The following is a 12,157-nucleotide window of genomic DNA, read 5'->3' as shown; positions in this document are numbered from 1 at the left end:
GCAATGACGGCATAATTTCAAACGCCAATTAACACAAAAATTTACCTTTTGTTGTACGTATTAATACCTAAAAACCCAGCCTAATGATGGAGAAAAACGAGCTAGCCCGATTTAAACCAATAAAAAAAAGCACTCGCATGGAGTGCCATTTACTAACGCCAGGCTTACAACTAAGCGTCTATTGTGATTACCGGCCTAAGCGCCGCTCTGATTTCCGCCTCATCCGGCATCGCTTTAGCCTGCCAGCGGATCACACGAATCCCGGCCGAGCTTAATGCTTTATCCTTTTTAGCATCTGCCAATTGGCGATCCGGCCGCTGATGCGTAGCATCATCCAGCTCGATCACCGCCACAATGCTGGAGTCTTTATTACACACCACAAAATCGGCGCTCATGCGGTTAATCCGATTCAGCCAGGAGCGATAATTATTGCCCTTCTTTACTCCCAGCAGGCAAGAAAGCTGCACCTGCGCCAGCACAATATGCTCAGGCATGGCCTTCAGTAGCCGGAAATACAGCACTTGCTCAGGGGGAGTGAGCGGATTTTTAGCATAGAACGGCCAAGCCCCACCCTCTGCAGCGCCCTGCGTTTTTGCTTTAAGAATAGAAATAAGTACAAAAACAGCGCCAATCAACAATAAGAGCACAATAAATTTCATTTCATCTCCATCAAAACGTATTAAGCAGCAAGAAACAGGATTTAAAAATACTCAAAACTCAAAAAAAACAGGCCTAACTCAAGCCTGTTTTTCGCCGTGAAACTCCGTATTCTCTGGGGCCTTTCGTAATTCAAAATTTGGGTTCTCTGCATAAGCGAGCTTACACCCGCCCTACAAACCTAGCCACGACGCCAGGTCGTACCCTGCGCACTGTCTTCCAGAACAATACCAGCAGCAATCAATTCATCTCGAATACGATCAGATTCGGCAAAGTTTTTAGCTGCGCGGGCAGCTTTACGGCCTTCGATCAAAGCTTCAATCGCTGCCGCGCTATATTCGCCCTCTTCCTCGCCAATACTGGCTTGCAAGTAAGCTTGCGGCTCGCGCTGCAACAGGCCCAAGATTGCGCCCAAGGCTTTTAACTGCCCTGCCAGCTCACCGGATTGCTGTTTATTCACTTCCAGCGCCAGCTCAAACAACACTGCAACGGCCTCAACGGTATTGAAATCATCATCCATTGCGGCTTTAAAGCGCAGAGCGTAGCTGCTGTTCCAATCGATTTCTGATTCAACAGCAGGCACGTTTTTCAGCGTGGTGTAAAAGCGGTTCAATGCGCCTTTCGCGTCATCTAAATGAGCATCGCTGTAATTGAGTTGGCTGCGGTAGTGCGCACGCAAGATAAAAAAGCGCACTACTTCAGCATCGTACTTTTCTAGCACTTCGCGGATGGTAAAGAAATTACCCAAACTCTTGGACATTTTCTCGTTATCAACACGAATAAAGCCGTTATGCATCCAGTAATTCACATAGGTATTGCCGTGTGCGCCTTCGGATTGGGCGATTTCGTTTTCGTGATGCGGAAATTGCAAATCTGAGCCGCCGGCATGAATATCAAAATGGCTGCCCAGATGATGGCAACTCATGGCCGAGCATTCGATATGCCAGCCAGGCCGCCCAATCCCCCATGGGGACGCCCATTTGGCATCTTGCGGCTCGTCGGCTTTAGCCGCCTTCCAGAGCACAAAATCCAGCGGATCTTGTTTATTGACATCCACATCCACCCGCTCGCCAGCACGCAAATCATCGAGCGACTTACCCGATAATTTGCCATAGCCTTCAAACTTACGCACGGCATAATACACATCGCCATTAGGTGCTGGGTAGGCCAAACCATTTGCGATCAGCTTGGCGATTAAATCGTGCATGCCTTGTACGTGTTCAGTCGCGCGTGGCTCGTGATCTGGGCGAATCACGCCAAGCGCATCGAAATCTTCATTCATTGCGGTAATAAAGCGGCCAGTCAACACATTGATGGCTTCGCCGTTTTCTAAAGCGCGTTTAATGATTTTGTCGTCAATATCGGTGATATTGCGTACATGGGTGAGCTGATAGCCGGAAGCTCGCAACCAACGTGACACCATATCAAACACCACCACCATGCGGGCGTGCCCCAGATGACAGTAGTCATACACGGTCATGCCGCAGACATACATATTCACCTTGCCGTCGGTAATCGGCTGAAAACGCTGTTTTTCGCGGGCCAGTGTGTTGTAGATATTTAACATGGGTGCTGTTTCGTTAACGTAAAAGAGCGATTCTACCAAAGCTGTCAATAGTGCGCTCCATAAGCGGGCGCTAAGAGATAAAAAGACGCTAGATAAATGCAGAGCATCCCTAAACTCTGCTTGCGACGCTCTGCCGCCTGAAGCGACTTCATTGCCGATATTCCTCTCACCTATGCAAGCGAATGCGCTTAAAAACCGCCCGGCGCATTACGCGCCACAAAGTTTAAAACAACAAATTCCACTTACCCCCATTGACAGAAAATCACACCCGCAATATAAGAGTCTTTATAAATACGACAATGGAATATGCCGCATGCGTAAGAAAAACATTGCAATGATCGCCCTCAGCTTACTCGCCAGCGCATGCAGCAGCGTGCCTGCAAACAATAAGCAGTATGCAGAAATGGAAGAAAAAGAATATGTAACCGGCAGCAATATTCCGCGCAAAGATCGTGGCGGCAGCACAGTTAAAGTGTATGACAAAGAGTTGCTACGTGAGCTACAAGACCGCCCTGCTATTTCGCCGAATACCAATTAATACTTGGCAGCCGTTATAAGCAAGACTTGCGTATTGCGACAGCCGATGGCAACTGTGGCGCAATACGCTTGAAAAACACGATCCTCCGCATCACGGTTACTCCAAATAGCGCCGCCCACCGTAGCCGCTAATCCCCATCATCAATCGAACTACCGCGTGGCAAAGCCAAGGTAGTGCGCGGTAGACCCAGCGATCACGCTCAATATCACTTTTTTTGATTTGGGTGGCGTCATGCTCCAGAGCACGTTTTAAATCAGCGCGCAGCTCGCCGGCAAATTGTTTTTCGCGCACAAATACATTGGCTTCACGCGCCAGAAGCAGGCTAAGGGGATCAATATTGCTCGAGCCTACCGTCGCCCATATACTGTCAATCACAGCGACTTTGGCGTGCATAAAGCCTTTTTGGTATTCGTAAATCTCGATGCCTGCACTTAAAAACTGATGATAAAAACCACGGCTGGCGTAATGCAGTAAGGCTTGATCCACTCGGCCTTGCACCAGCAGAATCACACTCACCCCACGCTTAGCCGCATGAATCAGGGCATGACGTAAGCGATAGCCAGGTAAAAAGTAAGCATTGGCTAGAATAATTTCATTTTTGGCGTACCATATTGCCTGCAAGTATTCATGCTCGATATCTCGTCGATGGCGCAAATTATCCCGATAAACAAAGCGCCCGCGTACGCGCCCTGCAACGCTGAGGGAGGGCTTGAGCAGGCTTTTTTTTGCCCAGTTCTTTTTAAGCTGCACCCATGCGGTATGCCGCCACACGCGATCCGCTGATTCATGCAACTGAGCCACCAGCGGGCCAACCATACGCACTGCATAATCATAACGCGGTGCGCACTCTGGCTGATTGGGCTCAAAATCTGACAAAATATTAATACCGCCAATAAACCCAACACTGCCATCGATCACGGCCAACTTGCGGTGTAAGCGGCGCAAGCGCTGCCTATCTAGCGACAATACTTTCACTTCCGGCCTAAAAAATAATAAGCGCACACCCGCTTCAGCCAGCCTCTTACGCCAAAGCACGGGTAAGTTTCCAGCACCAAAACCATCAAGTTGCAAATTAACCCGCACACCACGCAAAGCCGCAGCCATTAAGGCCTGCATCACCGCAACACCAATTTCATCCGCCTCAAATAAATAGCTTTCTAAAAAAACTTCCTGCTGCGCCAAGTCAATCGCATCAATCAAAGCCGGAAAATAATCCTGCCCATTAAAAAGTAATTTAAAGCGATTTCCCGCCACATACATAAGTCAGCCTCATCTGCCGTTGGCACGACGTTTGCGTTTTAAATGATTTACCGGTATTGCGCATGCTCATTAAAAAAATCAAATCTTGAAAAAATAATTTTTACATTGGGCGTGCAAGTCGTTGCACAGCGGCGCTCCGACTTCTTCGCTGTACACACTTATAAAAACCGAGCCACCTTATGACAAAAACTTAAATCAACACCAACATGTCACGATAAAGCGTGTGCCCACCCTACACGTGTTTTGTTCGCGTTTTTCAAGGCGGCAAGGATACGGAAGTAATTCTGACCAAGGCAAGCATTTACAGCTCAGCACATAGGCTTAACAACTTACGCTGCCCCTTCATTGCGGTGTAAAACTGCATACAGCGGAGCATGATCCGATAAACGCGACCAAGGCATGCCCCCCAATACATTTGCCACTTGCACGGAAAACCCCCGCAAATACACCCGATCTAAAGACAAAATAGGCAATTGCACAGGAAAGCTTTTAGCAGATGCACCATGCAAAGTATTAAACGCCTCAATCAGGCCCAGCTCACGCGCAAACTGTATCGTGGCTTCGCCTCGCCAATCATTAAAATCTCCAGCAAGCACGAGGGGCGCGTCTTCAGGCACATCATTTAATACCCGCTCGATCAGCATTTTCACCTGCTTACGCCTATCCATTGCACGCAAATTAAGGTGCACACAGAGGGCATGCAAAGGCTGACGCCAGCCCGGCACGGCTAGCTCACAATGCAAAACCCCGCGCTGCTCAAAGCGATGCAAAGTTAAGTCATGATTATGCCAGCGCAAAATAGGAAAGCGCGACAACAAGGCATTACCATGATGCCCCAGCTTATAACGGGCATTTAAGCCATAAGCGGTGTGTAAATTCCCAGCTAAATACTCATGCTGCGGCACAACCGGCCAATTAGAAAACCGCTGTATCCGCTGGCTATGCTCGCCCTGCACTTCCTGTAAAAAAATCAAATCGGGCGACAAAGCTTGTAAGGCCTCGCGCACATCATGCACCACCAAACGCTGATTAAAGAGCGACAATCCCTTGTGAATGTTGTAAGTTGCAACCTTTATCAAAAAATTATTATTAATCAATGCGTTACCGTCAAAATATAGAGACCAAAATACATAAAAAAACATTCGATATCCGGGCAATCAATCAAAGCCTTATATCCGCATTTCGGATGATTTTCACTCTTTTTTATTAACTCCTCACTGATTCTACGGATTTACGGCCCAATATGTCGGACTGTATTCACGTTTTGTGGCACAAGTCTGCTCAAGGCCAAGTAACACGAAACCACAAGTGGACTTACCCTAAACACACAACCATTAGCTTATGCGTCTGCACGCATTTATAGCCCCCTCCTTTGACGATCAAAGTCACGTACACCACGGCCCCCACCCATCAGTTTGAAGCGCCGCACTTTAGTTTCCACCAAGTTGCATGCGCGCGGTAAAGCCCAATAAACCACACAATTACAGAATACCAACACGATAATTTCACACTATGACAGGATGCCGTTACACTCGTATTTTAGACTTTAATAATTAAAGGAGGTTAAAGAAGCAAACACTTCATTTTAGAATTAACCGCTTAATGCAAACGACTCAAATATAAAAAGCAGGGGTGCACCAATTCGCTGCAAATGCATAAGCATGGCAATAATCAGATTTAATTTTTAATTAAATAGAGAAAAAAATGGAAAAATATGTAGACAGCGTGCATGTATTGGCACAATCGAACAGCACTCCAGGTAATACGGATTTAAACGCCCAATCGACAGACGATATAGAAATTCCTGAAGATGGAGAAATCCCTCAGGAAATGTTGGATCTTGTTGAAGCCGGTTATCTTATTATTGACCAAGATAGAAATGTTTCAATTACACAAAAATACAGAGACCACGTATTAACCAATCCCCCTACTGATTCTTTAGGGGAAGAAAAAACGGTTACTTTTGTTGGCGAAAACACAATCGTCTTTTCAGAAAGCGCCATTTCACAGGCCGCTGGTAACGTAAATAAAATCACTTGGCATTGGTGGGGACATCAACTTTACCTCAATGCTGCCTCTGTTAACCTCTTAAATAGTTTCATAAATAACAGTAGTGTTGGAATGATGAGTGATTTTATCGGTAATTTCATTCCAAATATTTTAGCTTATCCTATAGCCCTATATATTTTGTACCATCAAGTTGCTCTTAATACGGCAAATATGAATAAAAAGGGGGTCATACTTAAATACATCTGGGGAGTCCCAGCAGGTTTTAGATCGCAATAATTGATGTAAATGGAGGAGATAACCCCAATCCTATCAACTTAAGTGGGATTAGTAGGTTGGGTTAGCGGGCTTTATCGCGTAACCCAACATTCTATTTACGCTTAAATGTTGGGTTACGCTGGTTTATCCGTCCTTAAAATAGGCGAATAAACCAGCTAACCCGATCTACAAGAACACCATTTCCTGTTGAATTTGCTTAAGTTGATAGGACTGGGGGTAATCCCCTTTTTAAACTCACTTAAAATTAGGCATCGGGGTTGGCTTTAAAAGCGGCGGATTAGCGGACGTGCATAACGGGCTGACTTTGCTCAGCGAATGCCATCATTTATTTCACGGTGAGAAAGTAGCGTTTGGTACGCTCGTGCAATTGGCCCTAGAAAACGCGCCATTATAAAAAACCAATCAAATATTGGCCTTATGCCACAGTGCTGGCCTACCAACTTGCCTTGCCATAGGTACAGCCGATGTCTAAGAAGGCCTTTTGACCGTCGCCAGAGCAGCTTGTGATAAAGGCAAAACCATACATAATATGCCGTTTGAGGTGGATGCCGATGCCGTGTATGCGGCAATTTTGGTAACGAATCAATTAGGTAAACGTCATTAAGCTCAATGATTAAATGCTCAAAATAAAAGATGATGAAAGTCATCTTTTATTTATACTTGCTATGTTAGCCCCGCATGCAATGCGTGGGAATCAAGCATTAGGTGTTTTACTTCTACCTAATCCATCTAATTACATTTAATAAAATTCCTTATTCCCCCAAATTTTACGTTTTACTTTTTATAGTATTAAAAGTTAAAGGTGGATAAGTACCTTATTTTTACGCCCTTGCTATGACTTTCTTGGCCCATTCTGCTTGGCGCTTAAACAACTTATTATAGCTAAAAATTACTGCTATATTGTTTTAAAAAAAGGAGCTAGCTGTGCATAATTTTATCGCCTTTTTACTACTTATGATCTCTGGCATCAGCGCGCAATCAGCTGAGCTGCGCGTTCGCATTGCCAGTGGGGAGTTCCAACCCTATCTATCAAAATCCCTACAAAACGAAGGGTTTATTAGCAAAATAATCAGAGCGGCTTTTAAGCAGGAAAACGTGATGGTTTCTATCGCTTATTACCCATGGAAAAGATCGTACGATATGGTAAAAAAAGGTGAAGCAGACCTCACACCTTATTGGGTTAAAACACCGGAGCGCGAGCAGCTATTTATTTTAAGCGACCCGATTGACATTGTGCAGTATGGTTTTTTCCATTTAAAAGAAAATAAAATTACACAACTCAATTTTAGTAACTTAAACAAATATAAAGTGGGTGTGAGCTTAGGCTATAGCTATGGTTTTGCCTTTGATACGGCAAGAAAAAAACAGCAATTTATATATGATGAAGCGCCAAGCGATGAGATCAACATCAGAAAATTAATCGCAAAGCGTATTGATTTATTTACCGCAGATAAAATACTTGGGCAATACCTTATTTTCACCACACTCTCCCCTGAGGAAGCAGACAAGATCACCTTCTTTCCAAAAAATTTCGCAGAAGAACCAGTTTACTTATTGATTTCTAAAAAAACACCGAATGGTGCAGAAATTGCCGATAAATTCAATAAAGGCCTTAAAAAAATCAAACAAAATGGCGAATATCAACGCATTATGCAAGAAGCAAAAAAACAATAAGAGGCTTTGTTCTAGACAAAGCCTCTTTTCTATTTACATTAAATATTTTGCTTGGCTTTGAATCAACTGCCAAGCCTCTAATACATGCTGCTGATTGACTTCCGTTTGGCCAGTCACCATCCTGAGGGCCAATTGATGGTTGATTTTGGTATGAGTCATAAACACTTTACCGCTGGCATTGATACGGCGCAGCAGCTCCATATTGACGTCGTCACTGGCTTTTAAGCGAAAGCAGAGCAGATTAAAGTGCCGCTGGGCAACAACTTCAAAATGTGGGTCTTGCCTTATCCAGCGCTCTAGCTCGGCGCTTAAATCAAGATGATGAGTAATCAAATCCCTTAAGCCATTTGTGCCATACCAACGTATCACAAACCAAAGCTTCAATGCCCTGAATCGCCGCCCAAGACCCACGCCCCAATTCATAAAATTAGTTTGATCGGTGCTATTGGGGGATTTTAAATATTCAGGAATCAGGCCCAGCGTAAATGTTTTGAGCAGGCTTTCTTTATCGCGAATAAAAAACGCCGAACAATCAAAATTGCATAGCAGCCATTTATGCGGATTCACCACCATGCTATCGGCCTCGGTATACCCTGCCGCCAATTGCCGCACCTCGGGCAACATCAGCGCCGATCCGGCGTAGGCGGCGTCGATATGAAACCAGATCTGCTGCGCTTTGGCGATTTTAGCCATCGCGGATAAATCATCAACGGCCGTGCTGCCTGTTGTGCCCAATGCACCCACCATGAAAAACGGCGTAAAGCCTTGCTCGATATCCTCTGCAATGGCTTTTTGCAAGAGATCAATCCGTATCGACTGATGCTCATCAACAGGGATTTTTCTTAGATTTTGCTGCCCTACACCGGCAATCTTGATCGCTTTTTCAATCGAGGTATGCGCTTCGGATGAGCAGTAGGCACTTAATTTATGCCCTGCCACACCCGTTTGATTAATTTCAAACTGCGTCGCTTTCTCCCTTGCTACCAAAAGCGCAATCAGAGTGGAGCTTGATGCGGAATCCTGAATCACCCCCGAAAATGCCTCAGGCAAGCCCCATAAATCGCGCAGCCACTCCATCATTCTGATTTCTAATTCTGTCGCGGCAGGCGATGTTAGCCAGCTCATGCATTGCACGCCAAGGCTGGCCACCAGCATTTCAGCTAGTACCGAAGGCGGGCTGGTATTGGAAGGGAAATACCCAAAAAATTGCGGATGCTGCCAATGGCTAACGCCCGGCACAATAATCTTTTTAAAATCGGCAAAAATTCCAGAGAAATGCTCGGCATCTTTGGGCGCAAAATCGGGAATCTGCTGCAAAATATCACCGCCTTTTAATGCGGCAATCACCGGATAATCAGCGACATTCTGCTGATAATCATTCATCCATTCGCTGACTTCGGCCAAGGCCCGTTCAAAGTCTTGCTGCATCGTATCCCTCCTAATTCCAAAGCAAGAGTGGTTTTTCCAGCTGATAGCCCATAAACATTTGTGTGGTGATTCTGTCTTCCCCCAAAAACGCGCAAATTGCATGCGGTTTACGGCAGTTAAAAATCACCAGATCGCCTTGTTTGGGTTTTATTTTAATAGGAACAGGTAATTGAGCCCGCCATTGCTCCGGAGCTTGAGTAAAAGGTGTCAGTGCAGGGATATCCCATATTTCTAATTCCCCGCCCACATCCGGTACTTTTAAATAAATATTAGCAGCAAGCTGGGCATCTAATTCGGCATATTTAGGCGGCAATGCATCAAAATGTGGCTCTAAAGCGCTTAAATAAGATTGCTCCGCCTTGCTAATTCTCACAATACCCGCCAGCATTTTTTTATTCTGAAAATGAGCGACCGTTGCGCCTGGAATAAATAATTCATCTAATTCCAGGCGCAATTTATCAATGGGTGATAAAAAGTGCTCGCAATACGCACGCAAGCGCTCAATTTGCACGCTGGCTTCGCGGTAGTATTCATTTATTTTTTCAGGATTAGCCGCGTTATAAGTGCTATTAAAAGGAATACCGATCCGATCCACACCAAAATACTTTTGCAGCAGCGCGTCATCCTCAACCACTTCGTGGGTATAGGGATCGATATCCTGGCTGCGTAATATATTATTACTTAATAAATCGCATAAATGTGCGGGGTAATAGGCTTCTATTACCACTGCAGCAATCTCATCATGAATAAGATCACTGATTAAATCAGGCGATAATTTTTTAGCGATTCTGACTATTCTTTGACCCATAAGACAATACTCCCATGCGTTAAAATACTAAGTCGACCTAATAAGATTTGTGTTTGGTAGCGGGAATGAGATTTACCACTTTAGGGTGTTTCATGCCAATAAAAGTAAGATTAAGCAAATATACATACTCATATCACCCTAATATCACCCACTTCATGCCGAATATCAATGCATCATAAAGCTTTCTGAGATTACCATGCACAGGCTTAAATAGTAATAAGAATTATTACTATTTAAGCCTAAGTTTGTGACAAAAACCACCTAGAGTGTGTCAATCAGCCGCTTTCAAAGCAGCAGACCTCTTTTAATGACGTATGAGTATCCATCGCGTATAGCTAGCTACCTAAGGGAAGATCCTAGTAATAAAAATGTCACATTCTGCTTAACAATGGTTCTCCCTTTGACATATTTCGCATTCAAAATGCGTCAGGAGAACACATGCAAGAATGGGTTAATGCGATTAATAGCTGGGTCTGGAGCCCTGCTCTTATTTACTTATGCCTGGGTGTAGGGCTGTATTTTTCAATCCGTACCCGCTTTATGCAAATTCGCCATATCCGTGAAATGATTCGCCTGATGTTCGATGGTAAAGCGTCTGCTGCGGGTGTTTCATCGTTTCAAGCACTCTCTTTATCTCTTTCTGGCCGTGTGGGGACCGGGAATATTGCTGGGGTTGCCACGGCCATCTCTTTTGGCGGGCCGGGCGCTATTTTCTGGATGTGGGTCGTGGCTTTCTTAGGCGCAAGCACCGCTTACGTCGAATCGGTACTCGGACAAATTTATCACGAAAAACACGAGGGCCAGTACAGAGGCGGCCCCGCTTTTTATATTGAAAAAGGCTTAGGCTGGAAATGGTATTCCATGCTGTTTGCCTGTGTCACCGTCATTGCTTGCGGAGTACTGATGCCGGGCGTGCAAGCCAATGGGATTGCCGCCGGCTTAAAAACGGCCTTTGGCCTTAACCCAGAAGTCACAGGCGCAATCGTGGTGTTGTTACTTGGGATGATTATTTTTGGCGGTGTAAAACGTATTGCCAAAGTGGCGCAAGTGGTAGTGCCCTTTATGGCTCTGGGCTATATCCTGATTGCTTTTGTGGTGATTTTGCTCAATATCCAACAATTGCCCGATGTATTTATGCTGATTATCCGTTCTGCCTTTGGTACTGAAGCGGGTATGGGTGCCATGCTGGGCTTAGCGATCCAATGGGGTGTAAAACGCGGTATTTATTCAAATGAAGCAGGCCAAGGCACAGGGCCGCATGCAGCCGCTGCGGCCGAAGTCAAACACCCAGCCCAACAAGGCTTGGTGCAAGCATTTTCGGTGTATATCGACACACTCTTTGTATGCTCTGCCACCGCCTTTATGATTTTAATTACCGGCAAATACAATGTGGTGGCTCCCGATGGGCAGACTATTTTCACGGGACTAGCAGGCATGACGGCAGGGAGTGATTTTACTCAGGCAGCGGTAGAGCAAGCCCTGCCCGGCTTTGGCTCCATGTTTGTCGGCATCGCCCTATTCTTTTTCGCCTTCACCACAATTTTGGCTTACTACTATATTGCCGAAACCAATATCGCCTTTTTAGCCCGCAAAATTCCTTCTGCCGGACTATTTTTTGTTTTAAAACTAGCCATTCTTGCCGTGTCGTTCTACGGCTGCATTCGCACGGCAGAGCTGGCTTGGGGATTGGGTGATATGGGCGTTGGGCTGATGGCCTGGCTTAATATCATCGCCATTTTAGCGCTGCAAAAACCAGCCTTAGCGATGCTAAAAGACTATGAACAACAGCTCAGCCTTAAGCAGGATCCGATATTCAACCCTAAAGCCTTGGGGCTGAATGTAGCCAAACATTGGCATGCTAAGCATTTAGAATCTGAAGCAGTGCCAGAAGCACCAAAAGCTTAGTCATAAACAATGCCGACCCTATGCATAGGGCCGG

At 45.4% G+C, this 12,157-nt stretch carries 12 protein-coding genes; 6 read left to right on the top strand and 6 right to left on the bottom strand.

Going from position 1 to position 12,157, the window contains the following annotated elements:
- Nucleotides 1–170: 170 nt before the first annotated feature.
- Both VN23_RS05245 and cysS read right to left on the bottom strand, forming a co-directional pair.
- Nucleotides 171–659, bottom strand: a complete 489-nt coding sequence (locus VN23_RS05245; protein WP_046349984.1) for a DUF2726 domain-containing protein — start codon at nucleotides 657–659, stop codon at nucleotides 171–173.
- A gap of 179 nt (nucleotides 660–838) precedes the next feature.
- Nucleotides 839–2,224, bottom strand: coding sequence for a cysteine--tRNA ligase (cysS, locus tag VN23_RS05240; protein WP_046350192.1), 1,386 nt, complete (start codon nucleotides 2,222–2,224; stop codon nucleotides 839–841).
- Nucleotides 2,225–2,537: 313 nt separating this feature from the next.
- Between cysS and VN23_RS05235 the strand changes: the two genes are divergently transcribed.
- Nucleotides 2,538–2,762, top strand: a complete 225-nt coding sequence (locus VN23_RS05235) for a hypothetical protein (RefSeq protein WP_046349983.1) — start codon at nucleotides 2,538–2,540, stop codon at nucleotides 2,760–2,762.
- A 96-nt stretch (nucleotides 2,763–2,858) separates the two neighbouring features.
- Here the strand turns inward: VN23_RS05235 and clsB are convergent, their stop codons facing one another.
- Nucleotides 2,859–4,022, bottom strand: a complete 1,164-nt coding sequence (gene clsB / locus VN23_RS05230; protein ID WP_046349982.1) for a cardiolipin synthase ClsB — start codon at nucleotides 4,020–4,022, stop codon at nucleotides 2,859–2,861.
- 329 nt (nucleotides 4,023–4,351) lie between these two features.
- Nucleotides 4,352–5,101 carry an endonuclease/exonuclease/phosphatase family protein gene (locus tag VN23_RS05225; RefSeq protein ID WP_442905416.1) on the bottom strand — a complete coding sequence of 250 codons (750 nt, stop codon included), beginning with the start codon at nucleotides 5,099–5,101 and terminating at the stop codon, nucleotides 4,352–4,354.
- Nucleotides 5,102–5,726: 625 nt separating this feature from the next.
- Between VN23_RS05225 and VN23_RS05220 the strand changes: the two genes are divergently transcribed.
- The 4 genes from VN23_RS05220 (at nucleotide 5,727) to VN23_RS05215 (ending at nucleotide 7,982) form a co-directional block, all read left to right on the top strand.
- Entirely contained in the window at nucleotides 5,727–6,308 is a 582-nt protein-coding gene (locus tag VN23_RS05220) for a hypothetical protein (RefSeq protein WP_046349981.1), read from the top strand.
- A gap of 250 nt (nucleotides 6,309–6,558) precedes the next feature.
- A complete protein-coding gene (locus VN23_RS22390) occupies nucleotides 6,559–6,702 on the top strand; it encodes an HNH endonuclease (RefSeq protein ID WP_442905449.1) in 144 nt (47 codons plus the stop codon).
- Between the two features lie 87 nt (nucleotides 6,703–6,789).
- Nucleotides 6,790–6,912: a hypothetical protein gene (locus VN23_RS22270; protein ID WP_257722043.1), complete on the top strand. Its 123-nt coding sequence runs from the start codon at nucleotides 6,790–6,792 to the stop codon at nucleotides 6,910–6,912.
- Nucleotides 6,913–7,232: 320 nt separating this feature from the next.
- Complete coding sequence (locus tag VN23_RS05215) at nucleotides 7,233–7,982, top strand: substrate-binding periplasmic protein (RefSeq protein ID WP_046349980.1); 750 nt, start codon at nucleotides 7,233–7,235, stop codon at nucleotides 7,980–7,982.
- 33 nt (nucleotides 7,983–8,015) lie between these two features.
- On the opposite strand, the gene VN23_RS05210 is transcribed toward VN23_RS05215, so the two are convergent.
- Both VN23_RS05210 and VN23_RS05205 read right to left on the bottom strand, forming a co-directional pair.
- The gene (locus VN23_RS05210; protein ID WP_046349979.1) at nucleotides 8,016–9,410 is read right to left on the bottom strand and encodes a pyridoxal phosphate-dependent decarboxylase family protein; all 1,395 of its coding nucleotides are present in this window, start codon (nucleotides 9,408–9,410) and stop codon (nucleotides 8,016–8,018) included.
- A 10-nt stretch (nucleotides 9,411–9,420) separates the two neighbouring features.
- On the bottom strand, nucleotides 9,421–10,218 hold the full coding sequence (locus VN23_RS05205; protein WP_046349978.1) for a 2OG-Fe(II) oxygenase: 798 nt from the start codon (nucleotides 10,216–10,218) through the stop codon (nucleotides 9,421–9,423).
- 438 nt (nucleotides 10,219–10,656) lie between these two features.
- Between VN23_RS05205 and VN23_RS05200 the strand changes: the two genes are divergently transcribed.
- Nucleotides 10,657–12,123 carry an alanine/glycine:cation symporter family protein gene (locus VN23_RS05200; RefSeq protein WP_046349977.1) on the top strand — a complete coding sequence of 489 codons (1,467 nt, stop codon included), beginning with the start codon at nucleotides 10,657–10,659 and terminating at the stop codon, nucleotides 12,121–12,123.
- The last annotated feature ends 34 nt before the right edge of the window (nucleotides 12,124–12,157 follow it).

The sequence above is a fragment of the Janthinobacterium sp. B9-8 genome, from assembly GCF_000969645.2.
Classification (GTDB): Bacteria; Pseudomonadota; Gammaproteobacteria; order Burkholderiales; family Chitinibacteraceae; genus Iodobacter.
The sequence above is the reverse complement of the archived record's forward strand: the minus strand, read 5'-3'. Positions and strand labels throughout refer to the sequence as shown.